The organism is Kitasatospora sp. NBC_01246 (assembly GCF_036226505.1).
In the GTDB taxonomy this organism is placed as follows: Bacteria; Actinomycetota; Actinomycetes; order Streptomycetales; family Streptomycetaceae; genus Kitasatospora.
The window spans coordinates 5,721,101-5,738,020 of record NZ_CP108484.1 but is presented as its reverse complement, the minus strand read 5'-3'; the positions used below and the strand labels follow the sequence as shown (position 1 = coordinate 5,738,020).

Genomic DNA, 16,920 nt, shown 5'->3' with positions numbered 1-16,920 from the left:
TCTCCTCCCAGCTGTGCGGACGCCTGCGCGTCCGCGCTCACAGTGCCGCACAGCGGGCACTACCTCCACCATCGACCGTGCCCCGGCCCCAGGGCCGCCCTCTTGGGGGACACCTGACACCGGCACAGCCTCCGGACGCGGCCGTTGTCGCGTACCGGCCGCACCAGCACTTCTCTATCACTCCCAGGCATCCGGCTCGCGCTCCCACGCACGCCGGCCGGCCCTCCACCGGTCAGCCGGGCCTACTCCCGAGGCCGCCCGGGCCTTCGGCCGATGAGCGGAAGGATGCCCAACACACCCATAACGAGCGGAGGTTCCTTCGGAAGCGGCCCAACATCCATCGCTTCCGGCCCAGTTCCACGGAGGTCCGCGGACCGGGCCACTGAGGAGAGTGAACCCGGCGCATCAAGTTGATGGACCCGGCCGACCGGCCAGGCCACCACGAACGCCTGACCGACCACACCACTCAGTGGGATGGTGCCCTGCCCCGGATTACCCATGTGAAAACGGGAATCGGCCGACACGTCCCGATGATCGCCCATCACCCAGAGCCGCCCCTGCGGCACCTTCACCTTGAACGGCTGGCGGGACGGCGGGTTGCCCGGCGACAGGTACGGCTCGTCCACCGCCGTGCCGTTGACGCTGAGGCGGCCCTGCTCGTCGCAGCACTCCACGGTGTCCCCGCCGACACCGATCACCCGCTTGATCAGATCCTGCTCGCTGTCGGACGGCAGCAGCCCGACGAAAGTGAGGACCTGCTTCGCCCCGCGAAGTACCGGCCCATCCGTGGACGGCTTGTGGTCGGCCTCCAGCCAACCGCCCGGATCCTTGAACACCACGACGTCGCCGCGCCCCGGCTCGGCACCGAACCAGGGGGTGAGCTTGTCCACCAGCACCCGGTCGCCGATCTGGATGGTCTGCTCCATCGAACCGGAGGGGATGACGAACACCTGCACCATGAAGGTCTTCATCACCAGGGCCACCAGCAGTGCCACCAGGACGATCAGCGGGATCTCGTGCAGGAGCGAGCGCTTGCGGCGGCGGGCGGCCCGGCGGGCGGTACGCCGACGGTCGGCCCGCCCGCGGATGGGCGTCGCTGCCTCCGGACCGGACGTCCCCGGTCCGCGTGCTCCCGCCGGATCGCCCGGTACCGCGTCGGACGGTCGGTCCGCCAGGCGGCCCCTACCTCTGGTCCCCATGGCCACCGGTCCCCCCTACCGCGGCGAACGCCGCCGACCGGTCCAGGCCGGTCCAGTGGCCGACCGGGTAGACCACCCACTCCGCCCGTCCGATCACCTTGCCCTCGGGCACGAACCCGCCACCGGGCTCACCCAGGTGGTCCCGCGAGTCACGGGAGGCATCGCGGTGGTCCCCCATGACCCACAGCTTTCCGGCCGGCACCACCACATCGAAGGCCACCTTCGACGGCTCGTCCCCCGGTGCGAGGTAGGAGGACTCGTCGACCGGTACGCCGTTGACGGTGATCCGCGCGCCCGGCCCGGTACTGGTCACCCGGTCCCCGCCGACGCCGATGACGCGCTTGACGTAGACCGAGTCGTCGGCCGGCGCAAGTCCGAGATCCCGGACGAGCGAGCGCAGTGCGTTCCCGAACCCGGTCGGCTCGGCCGACCCACGCAGGAAGGAGCCCCTCCCGTCGAAGACCACGACATCACCGCGCTGCGGATGCCCTCCGAAGGAGTAGGCCAGTTGGTTCGCGATCAGGCGGTCGCCCGGGCGCAGGCTGTTCTCCATCGACCCGGACGGCACCGCGAACGGCCGCGCCACGAAGGCGTTCACCAGGAGCAGGGACAGCAGGCAGATACCCACCAGCAGAAGGAGGTCACGCGAGCGCGAACGGGGCACCACCCCGGGCTCGTCCACCGAAACGTCGGCCGCAGCGCCCGCCGAGTCCTCCACCGAGTCCTCCACCGAGCCGTCGGCCGAGGTCCGCTCGGATTCCGGGACCGCCTCCCGGGGCGCCTGGGTCTCGGGGACGCGCCGGGTGCCCGGCTCGAGCACCGGCTCCACCATCGGCGCCGTGGCGGGCACCGGCGCCGTGGCGGGCACCGGCGCCGTGGCGGGCGCGGTCGTGGAAACGGCCGCGGACCGCGACGGCGAGTCCGCACCAGTGGGTGCGGGACAGCCGTCGCGGTCCGCGGATGGTTCGTGCGTGCTCATCGGGGGGTGAGCTTACCGTGCGGCAGCCGCGCCCCCTAGAGCGCTCCGATCCCCCGGGAGTACCGGGGGACGGTGGATCAGCGGTCGCGCTTCTCCTTGATCTTCGCGGCCTTGCCGCGGAGGTCACGCAGGTAGTACAGCTTGGCGCGGCGAACCGCACCGCGGGTCACGACCTCGATCTTCTCGACGACCGGGGTGTGCACCGGGAAGGTGCGCTCCACGCCGACGTTGAAGCTGACCTTGCGAACGGTGAAGGTCTCGCCGACACCGGCGCCGTGGCGGCGGATGACGACGCCCTGGAAGACCTGGACACGAGAGCGGTTGCCCTCGATGACCCGGACATGGACCTTCAGGGTGTCACCGGCGCGGAAGGCCGGAATGTCGCTACGCAGCGAGGCCGCGTCGACAGCAGCGAGCTTGTTGCTCATGTTGCTCTCCATCGCAGGCGCCACGGGCCGCCCACGGAAGTTCGTCACAATGGGGTTCGCTGCGGGCCGCATCGGTTGGCGATGTTCCCCCCGTGGCGAGGGCACCGGACCACGTGACTCCTACGTGAGGAGACCAGCGACAGACAGCAGCGACCTATTCTTCCACACCATCGACCACAGACCGAAATCGACCGAGCTGCTCGTCCCAGGCCAGGCCGAGGATGCTCAGCGCCTCACGGTCCTTCTTGTCGAAGCCGCCGTACTGCCAGCGCTCGACCAGATCGGGGCGGTTCGCCAGGGTCCGGGCGAAGGCCTGTTCGCGCCGCCAGCGGGCGATCCGGCCGTGGTTGCCGCTGAGCAGGACGTCCGGCACGGTCCGGCCGCGCCACTCGGCGGGCTTGGTGTAGACCGGGCCCTCCAGCAGGTCGGCCATGGCGCCGGGCGCGAAGGAGTCGTCCCGATGGGACTCGGCGTTGCCGAGCACCCCGGGCAGCAGCCGGGCGATCGCCTCGACCATCACCAGCACGGCGACCTCGCCACCGGCCAGGACGTAGTCGCCGATCGACACCTCGACCACCGGCATCCGGGCGGCCGCCTCCTCGATCACCCGCCGGTCGATGCCCTCGTACCGGGCCGGAGTGAAGGTGAGCCACGGGCGTCCGGCGAGCTCCTGGGCCAGCTCCTGGGTGAAGGGGCGCCCGCTCGGGGTGGGCACCACCAGCGTGGGCACCTCCCCGTCGGGGCCCGCGCTCAGCACGCCGTCCAGCGCCTCGCCCCACGGCTCGGGCTTCATCACCATGCCCGGTCCGCCGCCGTACGGGCTGTCGTCCACAGTGCGGTGGATGTCGTGCGTCCAGCCGCGCAGGTCGTGGACGTGCACATCCAGCTGACCGCGGGCGCGGGCCTTGCCGACCAGGGAGATGTTCAGCGGCTCCAGGTACTCGGGGAAGATCGTGACGACGTCGATCCGCATCCCGTCCTGGACGCCCCGCACCGCGGGCGGCTCCTGCGGCGACAGTTCCTCGGCGGTCACTCCGACTCCTCCGGATCCACCGACTCGTCCGACCCGTCCGACCTGTCTGACCCCTCCGACCCGTCCGACGCATCCGCGTCGTCCGACTCGCCCCGCACGACCTCGGCCTGCTCCGGGTCGATCAGGCCGCCCGGCGGGTCGATGACGACGCGCTGGTTCTCCAGGTCGATGGTCGGCACGATGCGGGTGACGAAGGGCACCAGCACCTCCGTCCCGTCGGGCTTCTCCACCGTGAGCAGGTCCTGGTACGGGAGGTGGACGACCTCGGTGAGCTCACCGACCGGGGTGCCGTCGAGCAGGACGACGTCCAGACCGATCAGCTGGTGGTCGTAGTACTCCTCCGGGTCCTCGGGGCTCTCCTCCGGGTCGACCTCGGCGATCAGGACGGTGCCGCGCAGGGCCTCTGCGTCGTTGCGGTCCTTGACGCCGGCGAAGCGCAGCAGCAGCCGGCCGCTGTGCACCTTGCCGGACTCGACGGTCAGCGGTCCGGCCGACGCGGGGTCGGTGAGGAGGACGGCACCGGGACCGAGCCGGAGTTCCGGCTCGTCGGTGCGGACCTCGACGCTGACATCCCCCTTGATGCCGTGGGCGCGGCCGATCTTACCGACGACGAGCTGCACGGTGATCGTTCTCCTGGGTGCTGGGTGCTGAGTGCTGGGTGCTGGCGCTGGGCACTGGGTGTGGGTGCTGGTACGGGGTACCAACGGTGTGGTCGCCGTGACGGGTCCCGGCGCTGGAGCACAGGGCCGTGGAGGCGGGGGCACGGCGAGAAGGCGGTCGGGAACAGAGAAAGGCCGGCCGGGACGACATGCGTCCCGACCGGCCTCAAGCCTGACGGCTGAACGAGCAGCAGCGTCAGCGAATGCTGTCCACGTCGACCAGGTCGACACGGACGTTGCGACCGCCGAGGGCGCCGACAACGGTGCGCAGTGCACGCGCCGTGCGGCCGCCCCGGCCGATCACCTTGCCGAGGTCATCGGGGTGCACACGCACCTCGATGGTGTTCCCCCGACGCAGGTTGCGCGAACGCACCTGCACCTCGTCGGGGTGCTCGACGATGCCCTTCACCAGGTGGTCGAGGGCGTCCTCGATCACGATCAGGCCTCGACGGCGGCGTCGGCGTCAGCCTCGGCCTTGTCCGACTTCTTGGCCTTCGGGGTGATGGCAACACCGGTGGTGGCGTCCTCGAAGCCGGCGACGGCCTTCGCGAACAGGTGCGAGAAGTCCTCGACCTTGGGCTCGGCAACCAGCAGCGGAGCCGGGGCCGGCAGGCCCTTGAACTTCTGCCAGTCGCCGGTCAGCTTGAGGATGGCGAGAACCGGCTCGGTCGGCTGGGCGCCGACGGACAGCCAGTACTGGGCGCGCTCGCCGTCGACCTCGATCTTCGAGGGGTTGTAGGTCGGCTGGTAGATGCCGATCTCCTCGATCGCGCGGCCGTCACGCTTGGTGCGCGAGTCGGCGACGACGATGCGGTAGTGCGGGGAGCGAATCTTGCCGAGACGCTTGAGCTTGATCTTGACTGCCACGGGAGTGGATTCTCCTGGTGTTGACGTGGGTGAGCGGCCGCACCGTCGCGTGGGGTTGCGAGGCTGGCCGTTCAAGGGACACGCCAGCCGTAGGAGAGAGGGGTCCTGCTCGGCTGCCGAGTACTCAGCTGTCCATTCTGCCATACCGGCGCGAACCGCCTCGCCGCCCGCTCGGCCCGACCGCCACCGACCACGGCCCGAAGTCGCCCGGTCAACGCCCGGTCACGCTTAGAAGCGCTCGACCGGCACTGGCCCGGCACTCGCCCGGCAACCGACCGGCACAGCCACTCCCCGGAGCCGCCCGACCGACACCCGGCCACGGCCACGGCTCACCACCGCCCCTCACCGGCCCACCATTCGGACCGCCACACCACCCGGCCGCCGCGGTCCACCCGTCGCCGACCGCCGAAACAGGTCGACCGGGAGCCCCCGCTCCCGGTCAGCCCAACACATCACAGCCGCCGGTCAGGGCCGCCGATCGGTCGTCCCGATCAGCCCTGCCGGCCGAGGCCGTCGATCGCTCCGGCCGGACGCACTGCCCGCACAGTCGCCGGCCGGCTCCCCACGCTACGCGATCTTGAACGGCTGCTGGCAGGCACCGCAGACGATGGACGCCTGCGCGAGGACCGACGGCACGACGCGGACGTTGCGCCCGCACCCGCAGACCGCCTTGACCCGGACGCCGCCCCCGGAGGAGCCGTGCCGGGCCGCCGGGCCGCGGAAGGCGCGCGAGACGCCGTCCCCGGCCACCGCCTCCTGGTGAGCGCCGAGGGCCCGATCCAGCCGCTCGATGGTCTCGGCGTACCGCTCCTGCGTCTCCTTGAGCATGGTCACCTGGGAGAAGCCGCTGCTCGCATGCGGCTCGACCGGGTGCGCCAGGCCCAGCTCGGAAGCCAGGAGCAGGAAGCGCCGGTTGTGGTAGCGGCCGGCCCGCGAGGTGTCCCGGATGTCCCGGGCCGCGGCCAGACCGTGGGCAGCCTCGTGGAGGAGCCGCTCGAAACCGAGCCGCGTGCCACAGGCCGAGGAGGACTCGCCGATCAACGCCTCGGGCGAGGCGAGGTCGGGGAGGTCCTGATGGAAGGCCTGGATGTCACTCCAGGCGGCGGCCAGTTCGGCCGCGAGAACGAGGGGCTGTGTCGTGCTCACGCTAGACCAACGACGGAGTGCGAGCCGATGTTCCGCGTGTTCCCGATCTCCTGGAATTCCCAGGAAACTCTCAGGAATGTACGAGCGCGCGCGAAATGCGCGTTCCGGATCTGACGCAAGACCAACCCCCTGCCGGTTTGGGCCCGTCGTAGCTCGGCGGACCTCGTCATTTCCGTCCGGGGGGCGGGCTGTCGCACCCAGGACGTACGGCCCGTGGTCCTGTCGAGTTGACAGGGCCACGGGCCGTACACCGTACCGCTATTCCGTTAATACCGGCAGTTGACCGGCCAGTAGGGATGTCGACTGGTGAGACGGCCACCGGACGGTTACCGCCGGAATTCCCGACGGCGGTTGTCGACCGGATGTCCGACGGATGTCTCACGGTTGTCGGGCAGCTGCCGGATCATTGCCGTCAGCTGCCAGAAATCGCCAGTACCTGTCGGTTTCCAACATCGACGACCAACGTCAGCCATCGCCTCGCCCGGGGCGTCCCGAGACCGCACCAGGCCCGTCCTGCGGGCCCGCCGGTCAACCGGCCCGAGGTCCGCCGGTGCGCCCACGTCCGAGCGGCCCAGCGGCCCGAGCACCACCAGAAGCCCCAACAGCCCCAGCAGCCCCAACAGCCCAACCGACCCGAACGGACCCGAACCTCCCCGCAGACGCGGATCCACCGGCGCACCGCTGTAGGTGCGCCGACGGATCCGCGCGCCGTTCAGTGGGCGGCGCGGGCTGGTCGGTGGACGTGGCCGGTCAGCGGCCGGTCAGTCGCCGCTCAGCAGCCGATCAGTAGGCGCGGGCCACGATCGCGATGTTGCCGTCCTGGTCGTCCGTCTGCGGTACCGAGCCGTCGGCGGCCACGATGCAGCGCACCGAGACACCCTGCTCGGCCAGCTTGGCCTCGCCCTCCGGGCCCAGCTCGGCCCAGGAGATCCGGCCCCAGCCGGTGGCGGCGGCCTCGACGGCCTCGTCCAGGTTGGTCACGTCGACCGTGCGGGACTCGCGGCGCTCGCGGGACTGGCGCAGCAGCAGCGCCTGGTCCTCCTCCAGGACACCCGGGAGCAGCTCGGCCAGCGCGTCGATCGAGACCGGCTCCTTGCCGCCGGGGATGCGGCGGGCCAGCATCGCGGTGCCGTTCTCCAGGTCGCGCGGGCCGACCTCGATGCGCAGCGGCACGCCCTTGAGCTCCCAGTCCACGGCGCGGCGGCCGAACGGGGTGTCGGTGCGGTCGTCGACGACCACGCGGATGCCGACGGCCTCCAGCCGGGCGCCGATCTCGCGCACCTTGGCGATGACCGCGTCGTCGCCCTTGATGGCGAGGACGACGGCCTGGACGGCGGCCAGGCGCGGGGGCACCCGCAGGCCGTTGTCGTCGCCGTGGGACATGATCAGGCCGCCGACCATACGGGTCGAGACGCCCCAGGAGGTCTGCCAGACGTACTCGCGCTCGGCGCCCTGGAGCTGGTAGGTGGTGTTGAACGCCTTGGCGAAGTTCTGGCCCAGCTCGTGGCTGGTGCCCATCTGCAGCGCCTTGCCGTCGCCCATCATGCCTTCGAGGGTGAGGGTGTTGATCGCGCCGGCGAAGCGCTCCTTGGCGGTCTTGCGGCCGAGCACGACGTCGATGCCGAGCACGTTGGTCATGAAGTCGCCGTAGACCTGGGTGTGGATCATCGAGGCGTACTCGCGGGCGTCCTCGTACGTGGCGTGGGCGGTGTGGCCCTCCTGCCAGAGGAACTCGGTGGTCCGCAGGAAGACCCGCGGACGCAGCTCCCAGCGGACCACGTTGGCCCACTGGTTGATCAGCAGGGGCAGGTCGCGGTGGCTCTGCACCCACTTCGAGAAGTACTCGTTGATGATGGTCTCGGAGGTCGGCCGGACGACGACCGGCTCGTCCAGCTGCTTGCCGCCGCCGTGGGTGACCACGGCGAGCTCGGGGGCGAAGCCCTCGACGTGCTCCGCTTCCTTGGTCAGGTAGGACTGCGGGATGAACATCGGGAAGTAGGCGTTCTGCGCGCCTGCCTTCTTGATGCGGGCGTCCATCTCCTGCTGCATCCGCTCCCACAGGCCGTAGCCGTACGGTCGGATGACCATGGTGCCGCGCACCGGACCGTTGTCGGCCAGCTCGGCCTTGTTGATGAGGTCCTGGTACCAGCGCGGGAAGTCGTCCGCCTGGGGGGTGAGAACGGGTGCCTTTGCCATGGGGCGAATGGTACGGGGACAAGGGGCCTGACTTCGAATCCGTTCCACGGAACCGGTTCGCGCGCAAGCCGTCCCCTTCCCGCCCGGGCCGGGACGGTGCCCGGGCCGCCCGGCGGCCGAAGGGCGCCCCGGTTCCGCCAGGGGGCGCACGACCGCGACACGCGCGCACCACCCTGCACCCCTCTGGACGCCGCGCCCGAGCCGCTGTTCGCTGGAGTGGGGCGGGACTTTGGGGGAGCCGTAGCAGGACACCGAAGGACCGGATGGGAGGCCGCGATGGCTTCAGCTCGAACGACCGGCACGACCGTACGACCCACAGGCGCACATCCGCACGACCGGCGGGCCGCGGGGGCGTGGCCCGCGCGGGCGCGCGACTGGGCGGAGATCCAGGAACGCATGCTGGTACCGCTCTACGAGGCGGTCTACGCCCGGCTGGAGGTCGGCCCGGCGAGCAGCGTGCTCGGCCTGGGCTGCCGCTCCGGCCTGGCGCTGCTGCTGGCCGCCGGGCGGGGTGCCCAGGTCGCCGGTCTGGAGCCGCACGACGAGCTGCGCGAGCTGGCGCGGGACCGTCGGCTGAAGGTGGGCGCGGGTGCCCGGCCACCGGCGGAGGTCCCCCGCTCGGCCTATTCGCTGGTCACGGTTTTCGAGCAGTTGCCGGGGGCCGCCGATCCGCAGCGCGTGGTGACCGACGCGGCCCGGCTGACGCTGCGCGGCGGGCACGTGGTGCTGGCCGCCTGGGGCCCGCCGGAGCGCTGCGAGAGCGCGGCCGTCCTGGACGTGGCCCGGCGGATGGCCGGGCGCACCACCGCACGCGACCCGTTCGGGCTGAGCACGCCCGGCGCCCTGGAGGACCTGCTCGGGCCGGCCCGCCTGCGCCCGGCCGGCAGCGGCCGGGTGAGCTGCCCGTTCGCCTATCCGGACCTGGACAGCGCGGTGCGCGGACTGCTCTCCACCGGCCTCTACGACGCGGCGGCGGAGTTCTCCGGGCTGTCGCTGGTGGCGAAGGAGCTGGAGGAGGCGCTGCAGCCGTACCTGCGGCCGGACGGCTCGGTCCGGATGGAGAACGTGTTCCGGTACCTGATCGCCGACCAGCCGCGGTAGCCCGACCGGCCCCGGAGCGACCGGCCCCGGAGCGACCGGCGAGCGACCGCGTGGCCCACAGCGCGACAGAACCGCACCACGGCACCACCGAGCCGCCGAGCCGCCGAGCCGCCGAACCGCCGAACCGCCGAACCGCCGAACAGCCGAACAGCGAACAGCCGAACAGCCGAGCCGCACCACCGGACAGCCCAGCCGCCGCACCGCCCCACCACCGGAGCCGGACCGGGGGCGCCCGCAGCCATCGCGGACGCCCCCGGTCGGCCGGCTCACGCCTGGTCGAGCGCCTTCCGGGGCACCCCGGCGGCCCGGTACGCCGCCTCCTCGTCCAGCGTCTCGGCCTCCAGCAGCGCGGCCGCCAGCGCGTCCAGCCTGGCCCGCTGCTCGGTCAGCAGCCGCACCGCCTCCTCGTAGCACTCGGCGACGATCCGCCGGGCCTCCTCGTCGACCGCGTCCAGCGTGGTCGGCGCCGCGGAGAGCCCGTACGCGCCCTGCGGGTCGGAGGGGACGGCGGTGAGCCGGCCGACCCGCTCGCTCATCCCCCAGCGGCCGGCCATCCCCCGGGCGATGTTGGTGACCTGCTCCAGGTCGCTCTCCGCACCCGTGGTGATCACCCCGTAGACCACCTGCTCGGCGGCCATCCCACCGAGCGCGCCGATGATCCGGCCGCGCAGGTAGGGCTCGGTGTACGAGTAGCGGTCGGTCTCGGGGGTGGACAGGGTGACGCCGAGGGCGCGGCCGCGCGGCACGATGGTGATCTTGCGGACCGGGTCGGCGCCGGGCTGGAGCATGCCGAGCAGGGCGTGGCCGCTCTCGTGGTACGCCGTGCGCTCCCGCTCGGCCTGCGGCATGACCAGCGGCCGGACGGCGCCCAGCTGGACCTTCTCCAGCGCGTCCGAGAGGTCCCGCTCCCCCACCGCGTCCTGCTTGCGCTTGACGGCCAGCAGGGCGGCCTCGTTGACCAGGTTCGCCAGCTCGGCGCCGGTCATGCCGGGGGTGACCTTGGCCAGTTGGTGGAGATCGGTGTCCCCGGCCAGCGGGACGGCCCGGGTGTGGATCCGCAGGATGGCCGCGCGGCCGTCGCGGTCCGGCGGGCTGACGGTGATCCGCCGGTCGAAGCGGCCGGGGCGCAGCAGGGCCGGGTCGAGGACGTCCGCCCGGTTGGTGGCGGCGATGACGATGACGCCCTCGGAGCCGGTGAAGCCGTCCATCTCGGTGAGGATCTGGTTGAGCGTCTGCTCGCGCTCGTCGTGGCCGCCCATGCCGCCGCTGCCGCCGCGCTGGCGGCCGATGGTGTCGATCTCGTCGATGAAGACGATCGCGGGGGCGACCTTGCGGGCCTCCGCGAACAGCTCCCGGACCCGGCCGGCGCCGACGCCGACGATCATCTCGATGAACTCCGAGGCCGAGGCGGAGAAGAACGGCACGTCGGCCTCGCCGGCGACGGCCCGGGCGAGCAGGGTCTTGCCGGTGCCGGGCGGACCGGCGAGCAGCACCCCGCGCGGCATCTTGGCGCCGAGCCGCCGGTAGTGCTGCGGGTTCTTCAGGAAGTCGACCACCTCGGCGAGTTCGGCCTCGACCTCATCGATGCCGGCCACGTCGGCGAAGGTGGTGCGCTTGCCCTGCTCGGCGGTGACCGGCTTGGGCGGGGCCTTGCGGCCGAGCGGGCCGCCGCCCATGCCGCCGGCCATCCGGCGGGCCAGCAGCACCCAGATCAGGATCAGCAGGAGCATCGGGGCGAGCGAGATCAGCAGGTTGGCGAGGAAGCTGCGCTGCTGGACCACCGGCTTGGCGGTGACCTCGACGCCCTGCTGCTGGAGGGTGGTCCAGAGGCTGTCGCCCGCGAAGGACGGGCGCTGGGTGTCGAACTCGGTGTAGTCGCCCTTGGCGCCGTCCGGCTTGGGCGCCGCGTTCTTGAGGGTGCCCTCGATGGAGTCGCCCTTGGAGTAGATCTTGGTGACGTTGCCGTTGTTGAGCTGGTTGTTGAACTCCGTGTAGGAGATCGTCGTCGCGCCGGCGTTGCCGAAGAAGGACAGCAGCAGGTCGGTGATCAGGAACACCACGAGGGCGGTGAGCACGAGGCCGATCCAGCCGCCGGGCATCTTGCGACGGGGCGGCTGCGGGGGCGGGGCGCCCTCGGAGCGCCAGGGCTGGTCGGGGGTCCGTCGCGGCGGTACGGGATCGGTCACCTGTCGGACAATACGGACATTCATCCGGGTGAGACAGCCGCAACGCCGCGCCCGCACGGCCGCACCACGGGCACCCGGGGCACCCCGGACACCCGCCAGCCGCGCCGCTCCCCCCGTGCCGCTCACCCCGCCCCGCGCCGCGCTACTCCCCCGCGCCGGGCCACTCCTCGGCGGTCAGCGCGAACCGCTCGTGGTCCCGCCAGGCGCCGCTCAGGAACAGCATCCGGGGCGTGTACCCCTCGTGCCGGAAGCCGAGCCGCTTGGCCAGCCCGATCGAACGCGCGTTGTCCGGCTGCACGTTGATCTCCAACCGGTGCAGGCCGAGACCGCCGGCCGTCTGCGGGGCGAAGCAGCGGTCCAGCACCAGCCGCATGCCCTCGCTCATCCGGCCGGTCCCGGCGAACGGCACGTACGAGTCGTAGCCGAGCGCGCCGTTGCAGAACCGGCCCATCACGATGTTGGCGACGTTCACCTTGCCGACCAGCCCACCGGTGGCCTGATCGACGATCAGGAAGGTGCGCAGACCGGCGCCCTGGCGCTCCAGGAGATCGGGGAGCCCGTTCGGCTCGACCGGGTTCCACCGCCCGATGTGCTCGGCGGACCGGCGGACGGCCTCGGCGTACGGAACCTCGTCGTCGGCCCGTGGGGCCCTGATCGTCACTCTCACCCCACCATCATCGGACATGTGAACGGCCCGCCACCCGGATACCCCGGGTGGCGGGCCGTTCGAACGCCGACGGCGGCCCCGGACGGTGCCGGGGGCGGGCGGCGCCGCGGGAACCGCGGCAGGACCTGCAACAGGACCTACAGCAGGTCCTTGAACTCCTTGGGCAGCTCGAAGTCGGACGGGCCCTTGCCCGCGCCGAGGCCGAAGGCGCCGCCCTGGGCTGGCGGCTGGCCGGCGCCCGGGCCGAGCGCGCGGCGCTCGGCGGCCGCGGCCTCCTCCTGCGCGCGCTTCAGCGGGTTGCCGCTCTTGCGCTTGCCCTTGGCGGCCGGGGCCTTCTTGGCGGACTTCTTCGAGCCGCCGCCCATGCCCGGGATCCCCGGCATACCGGGGATGCCCTTGCCGGAGGCCATCGCCGACATCATCTTGCGGGCCTCGAAGAACCGCTCGACCAGGTTGTTGACCTCGCCGACCTGGACGCCCGAACCCTTGGCGATGCGCAGCCGGCGCGAGCCGTTGATGAGCTTGGGGTCGGTCCGCTCGGCCGGGGTCATCGACTTGATGATCGCGCCGACGCGGTCGACGTCCTTGTCGTCGATGTTGTTGATCTGGTCGCGGATCTGGCCCATGCCGGGCAGCATGCCCAGCAGCTTGGAGATCGAGCCCATCTTCCGAACCTGTTCCAGCTGGTCCAGGAAGTCGTCGAGCGTGAAGTCCTTGCCGCCGCCCTGCAGCTTGGAGGCGATCTTCTCGGCCTCGGCCTGCGAGAAGGTCTGCTCGGCCTTCTCGATCAGCGAGAGCATGTCGCCCATGCCGAGGATGCGCGAGGCCATCCGGTCCGGGTGGAAGGCGTCGAAGTCGTCGACCTTCTCGCCGTTGGAGGCGAACATGATCTGCCGGCCGGTGACGTGGGCGACCGACAGGGCGGCGCCACCGCGGGCGTCGCCGTCGAGCTTGGACAGCACCACACCGGTGAAGTCGACACCGTCGAGGAAGGCCTGCGCGGTGGTGACCGCGTCCTGGCCGATCATCGCGTCGACGACGAACAGGACCTCGTCCGGGTTCACCGCGGCCCGGATGTCGGCGGCCTGCTGCATCAGCTCGGCGTCGATGCCCAGACGGCCGGCGGTGTCGACGACGACGACGTCGTACTGCTTCTGCTTGGCGTACTCGATCGAGTCGCGGGCGACCTGCACCGGGTCGCCGACGCCGTTGCCCGGCTGCGGGCCGTAGAAGGCCACGCCCGCGCGCTCCGCGACCACCTGGAGCTGGTTGACGGCGTTGGGGCGCTGGAGGTCGCAGGCGACCAGCAGCGGGGTGTGCTTCTGCTGCTTCAGCCAGTGGCCGAGCTTGCCGGCGAGGGTGGTCTTACCGGCGCCCTGGAGGCCGGCGAGCATGATCACCGTGGGGCCGCTCTTGGCGAACCTCACCCGGCGGGTCTCGCCGCCGAGGATCGCGATGAGCTCCTCGTTGACGATCTTGATGATCTGCTGGGCGGGGTTCAGCGCGCCGGAGACCTCGGCGCCGAGGGCCCGCTCCTTGACCTGCTTGATGAAGGCCCGCACGACCGGCAGCGCGACGTCCGCCTCCAGCAGCGCGATGCGGATCTCGCGGGTGGTGGCGTCGATGTCCGCCTCGCTGAGGCGGCCCTTGCCCCGGAGGTTCTTGAACGTCGCTGCGAGGCGATCGGAAAGGGTGTCGAACACGTCGTCGCGGGTCCTCTGCGGCATCGGGATCAGTACGGTCGTCGCCCCCAAGGGTATCCGGCCGCCCCGGCAACGGTCTCCACCCCCGGGACGAACCGGCCCGGGGGCGCCCGGAGCGGGCGGCTCCGACGGCCGCCCGCAGGCCCCGCGGCCGCCCGGCGAGGGCGGCGACGGGGCCCCGGCGGCCGTCGGGGCCCGGTCAGCCCAGCGCCGCCCGGACGGCCTGCGCCACCTCCCCGGCCCGCCGGCCGGAGAGCGGCCGGCCCGCCTGGTCGGTCAGGTAGAAGGAGTCCACGGCCTCCGCCCCGAGCGTGCTGACGTGCGCCGTCCGGACCCGGACGCCGGCGCCGTCCAGGGCCCGGCCGATCCGGTGCAGCAGGCCGGGGGCGTCATGGGCGCGCACCTCCAGCACCGTCGCCGTCGCCGAGGCCACCTCGGGCGCCACGGCGACCACCGGTGGCGGGGTGGGGATGCCGCGCCGGCGCGGGGCGGCCGCGTCGCGCTCGGCGAGCCGCCGCGAGACGTCCAGCGAGCCGTCCAGCGCCCGGCGCAGGTCGGCCCGGAGCCGGGCCGCCTCGGGCAGCTCGCCGAACTCGGCGGCCACCGTCCAGGACAGCAGCAGCACCGGGCCGGCGCCGATCGGGTCCAGCTCGCGCAGGCCCGCCGAGCGGACGGTCAGCCGGTGCAGGGCCAGCACCCCGGCGACCGTGCCGAGCAGACCCGGCCGGTCGGGCACGGCGAGGGTCAGCCGCACGCCCATCGGCTCGGTGCCCGGCTGGTCGTCCCCGTCGGCCTGGGCCAGCAGCGAGAGCGCCGGACCGCCCGTCCGGGCGGCCTCGACGGCGAGCCGCTCCTGTTCGGCGGTCGGCGCCGCCTCCCCGGCGTGGGAGCCCCACCGGCCCGGGTCGGGCGACGGGTAAGCGCCGGCCAGCCGGTCGGCGGCCCGGGCCGCCAGGCCCTCCACCAGCGAGGCCCGCCAGCGGCTCCAGGCGGCCGGGCCGGTGGCGGTCGCGTCGGCCTCGGTCAGCGCGTGCAGCAGCTCCAGCTGCGGCAGGGTGGCGACCACCTTGGTGATCGCCTCCACGGTGGCGGGGTCGTCCGGATCCCGCCGCGTCGCGGTCTCCACCAGCGTCAGGTGGTGGCGGACCAGCACGGCGAGGGTCTCCACGGACTCGTGGTCGAAGCCCATCCGGGCGGCCACGTCGCGGACGATCACCTCGCCCGCCTCGCTGTGGTCGCCGGGCCAGCCCTTGCCGATGTCGTGCAGCAGCGCCGCGACCAGCAGGAGGTCCGGCCGGGCCACCCGGCGGGTCATCGCGGCGGCCCGCACGGCCGTCTCCACCAGGTGCCGGTCGACCGTCCAGCGGTGCACCGCGTTGCGCTGCGGACGGCAGCGCACGCGCTCCCAGTCCGGCAGCAGCCGGGTGATCAGCCCCTCCGCCTCCAGCGCCTCCCAGACCGGCAGGCAGGCCTCCCCGGCGCCGAGCAGGGTGACCAGTTGCTCGCGCGCCTCGTCCGGCCAGGGCACCGGCAGCGGGCGGCACTCGGCGGCCAGCCGGCGGACCGTCGCGTAGGAGATGGTGAGCCCGTTCTGCGCCGCCGCGGCCGCCGCGCGCAGCGGCAGCACCGGGTCGGCGGCCGGGCGGGCCCCCTGGGCGAGCACCGCCTCGCCGTCCTGCTCGACGACGCCCTCGGCGAGCGGCCGGCGCTGGACCGCGCCGCGGGCCACCGCGCCGCCGCCCCGACCGGTGCCGGTGAACGGGAAGGAGAGCCGGGAGGAGCGCCGGCCCCGGGTGGTCCTGGCGGCCAGCACCCGGTCCACCGCCCGCCAGGTGACGTCACTCGCGTAGGCGATGGTCCGCGCGGCCTCGTACACCTGGCGCAGCAGGGTGTCGGCGTCCAGTACGCCGAGCCGTTCGGCGACCTGGTCCTGGTCCTGGAGGCTGAGCCGCTCGGTGGCCCGGCCGGTGACCAGGTGCAGCGCGTCCCGCACGTCCGCCAGCCGCAGGGCGGCGGCGTCCAGGCCGTCGCGCGGGGCGTCGGCCAGCCAGGTGGCGGCGATCGCGTTGAGCGCGACCACGTCGCGCAGGCCGCCGCGGGCCTCCTTGAGGTCCGGCTCCAGCAGGAAGGAGAGCTCGCCGTGGCGCTCGGCCCGCTCGCGGCCGAGTTCGCGCAGCTCGGGCAGGCGGTTCGGGGCGCCGGCGCGCCAGTCGGCGAGCACGGCGGAGCGCAGCCCGGCGGTGAGCTCCCGGTCGCCGGCGATGTGCCGGGCGTCGAGCAGGCCGAGCTGGGCCTTGAGGTCGTCGGCGGCGACGGTCCGGGCCTCGGCGAGGGTGCGGACGGAGTGGTCGAGCGAGGCGCCGGCGTCCCAGACCGGGTACCAGATGCGTTCGGGCAGTTCCGGGTCGAGCGGACCGTCGTGCAGCAGCAGGACGTCGAGGTCGCTGCGCGGGGAGAGTTCGCCGCGCCCGTAGCCGCCGACCGCGACCAGGGCGACGCCGGCCGGGGCACCGGCCGCCGCCAGCAGTCCGGCCAGCCACTCGTCGGTGAGCGCGGCCAGCGCGGTGCGGCGGGCGGTGCCGACGAGGCCGGGCGTGTCCAGCAGTCGGGCCCGGGCGGTGCCGTGGTCGGGCGGTCCGTCGTCCCCGGACGGGCGCACGGGGGGAGTCGCGGGCCCGGCGGCGGGCCGGGAGGGCGGGTCGGGCTGCGTGGTCATCGGGGGTCCCCGTCCGTCGTCGTCCGGTCTGAGCGCGCGC

General features: G+C 72.9%; 14 protein-coding genes. 1 reads left to right on the top strand and 13 read right to left on the bottom strand.

Annotated features, from left to right (window positions below):
- Positions 1 to 242 precede the first annotated feature (242 nt).
- The 9 genes from lepB (OG618_RS24975) to proS all read right to left on the bottom strand — a co-directional run bounded on the left by lepB (OG618_RS24975) (position 243) and on the right by proS (position 8,507).
- Positions 243 to 995 (bottom strand): signal peptidase I, encoded by a 753-nt coding sequence (lepB, locus tag OG618_RS24975; protein ID WP_442906859.1) that lies wholly within the window; start codon positions 993 to 995, stop codon positions 243 to 245.
- Positions 996 to 1,182: 187 nt separating this feature from the next.
- The gene (lepB, locus tag OG618_RS24970) at positions 1,183 to 2,019 is read right to left on the bottom strand and encodes a signal peptidase I (protein WP_329489772.1); all 837 of its coding nucleotides are present in this window, start codon (positions 2,017 to 2,019) and stop codon (positions 1,183 to 1,185) included.
- A gap of 236 nt (positions 2,020 to 2,255) precedes the next feature.
- Entirely contained in the window at positions 2,256 to 2,606 is a 351-nt protein-coding gene (rplS, locus tag OG618_RS24965; protein ID WP_063347674.1) for a 50S ribosomal protein L19, read from the bottom strand.
- A gap of 154 nt (positions 2,607 to 2,760) precedes the next feature.
- Positions 2,761 to 3,579 carry a tRNA (guanosine(37)-N1)-methyltransferase TrmD gene (trmD, locus tag OG618_RS24960; RefSeq protein ID WP_329492258.1) on the bottom strand — a complete coding sequence of 273 codons (819 nt, stop codon included), beginning with the start codon at positions 3,577 to 3,579 and terminating at the stop codon, positions 2,761 to 2,763.
- Positions 3,580 to 3,635: 56 nt separating this feature from the next.
- Positions 3,636 to 4,259, bottom strand: a complete 624-nt coding sequence (gene rimM, locus OG618_RS24955; protein WP_329489771.1) for a ribosome maturation factor RimM — start codon at positions 4,257 to 4,259, stop codon at positions 3,636 to 3,638.
- Between the two features lie 235 nt (positions 4,260 to 4,494).
- Positions 4,495 to 4,734 carry an RNA-binding protein gene (locus OG618_RS24950; RefSeq protein WP_030306741.1) on the bottom strand — a complete coding sequence of 80 codons (240 nt, stop codon included), beginning with the start codon at positions 4,732 to 4,734 and terminating at the stop codon, positions 4,495 to 4,497.
- A gap of 2 nt (positions 4,735 to 4,736) precedes the next feature.
- Positions 4,737 to 5,165: a 30S ribosomal protein S16 gene (gene rpsP / locus OG618_RS24945; RefSeq protein WP_329489770.1), complete on the bottom strand. Its 429-nt coding sequence runs from the start codon at positions 5,163 to 5,165 to the stop codon at positions 4,737 to 4,739.
- A gap of 567 nt (positions 5,166 to 5,732) precedes the next feature.
- On the bottom strand, positions 5,733 to 6,311 hold the full coding sequence (locus OG618_RS24940; protein WP_329489769.1) for a hypothetical protein: 579 nt from the start codon (positions 6,309 to 6,311) through the stop codon (positions 5,733 to 5,735).
- Between the two features lie 783 nt (positions 6,312 to 7,094).
- Positions 7,095 to 8,507, bottom strand: coding sequence for a proline--tRNA ligase (gene proS, locus OG618_RS24935; protein WP_329489768.1), 1,413 nt, complete (start codon positions 8,505 to 8,507; stop codon positions 7,095 to 7,097).
- Between the two features lie 276 nt (positions 8,508 to 8,783).
- Here proS and OG618_RS24930 point away from each other — a divergent pair, with 276 nt between their 5' ends.
- The gene (locus tag OG618_RS24930) at positions 8,784 to 9,608 is read left to right on the top strand and encodes a class I SAM-dependent methyltransferase (RefSeq protein WP_442906858.1); all 825 of its coding nucleotides are present in this window, start codon (positions 8,784 to 8,786) and stop codon (positions 9,606 to 9,608) included.
- Between the two features lie 266 nt (positions 9,609 to 9,874).
- On the opposite strand, the gene ftsH is transcribed toward OG618_RS24930, so the two are convergent.
- From ftsH to OG618_RS24910, 4 genes are all read right to left on the bottom strand, one after another.
- Positions 9,875 to 11,818 (bottom strand): ATP-dependent zinc metalloprotease FtsH, encoded by a 1,944-nt coding sequence (ftsH, locus tag OG618_RS24925; protein ID WP_329489766.1) that lies wholly within the window; start codon positions 11,816 to 11,818, stop codon positions 9,875 to 9,877.
- 118 nt (positions 11,819 to 11,936) lie between these two features.
- The gene (locus tag OG618_RS24920) at positions 11,937 to 12,479 is read right to left on the bottom strand and encodes a GNAT family N-acetyltransferase (RefSeq protein WP_329489765.1); all 543 of its coding nucleotides are present in this window, start codon (positions 12,477 to 12,479) and stop codon (positions 11,937 to 11,939) included.
- A gap of 119 nt (positions 12,480 to 12,598) precedes the next feature.
- Complete coding sequence (ffh, locus tag OG618_RS24915; protein ID WP_329492257.1) at positions 12,599 to 14,164, bottom strand: signal recognition particle protein; 1,566 nt, start codon at positions 14,162 to 14,164, stop codon at positions 12,599 to 12,601.
- Positions 14,165 to 14,363: 199 nt separating this feature from the next.
- Positions 14,364 to 16,880: a [protein-PII] uridylyltransferase gene (locus OG618_RS24910; RefSeq protein WP_329489764.1), complete on the bottom strand. Its 2,517-nt coding sequence runs from the start codon at positions 16,878 to 16,880 to the stop codon at positions 14,364 to 14,366.
- Between the last annotated feature and the right edge of the window lie 40 nt (positions 16,881 to 16,920).

What these genes read in the sequence shown, in the direction of transcription:
- rplS (WP_063347674.1), bottom strand. Translation starts at nt 2,606, where the DNA reads ATGAGCAACAAGCTCGCTGCTGTCGACGCGGCCTCGCTGCGTAGCGAC.
- trmD (WP_329492258.1), bottom strand. Translation starts at nt 3,579, where the DNA reads ATGCGGATCGACGTCGTCACGATCTTCCCCGAGTACCTGGAGCCGCTG.
- proS (WP_329489768.1), bottom strand. Translation starts at nt 8,507, where the DNA reads ATGGCAAAGGCACCCGTTCTCACCCCCCAGGCGGACGACTTCCCGCGC.
- OG618_RS24930 (WP_442906858.1), top strand. Translation starts at nt 8,784, where the DNA reads ATGGCTTCAGCTCGAACGACCGGCACGACCGTACGACCCACAGGCGCA.
- ftsH (WP_329489766.1), bottom strand. Translation starts at nt 11,818, where the DNA reads ATGAATGTCCGTATTGTCCGACAGGTGACCGATCCCGTACCGCCGCGA.
- OG618_RS24920 (WP_329489765.1), bottom strand. Translation starts at nt 12,479, where the DNA reads ATGTCCGATGATGGTGGGGTGAGAGTGACGATCAGGGCCCCACGGGCC.
- OG618_RS24910 (WP_329489764.1), bottom strand. Translation starts at nt 16,880, where the DNA reads ATGACCACGCAGCCCGACCCGCCCTCCCGGCCCGCCGCCGGGCCCGCG.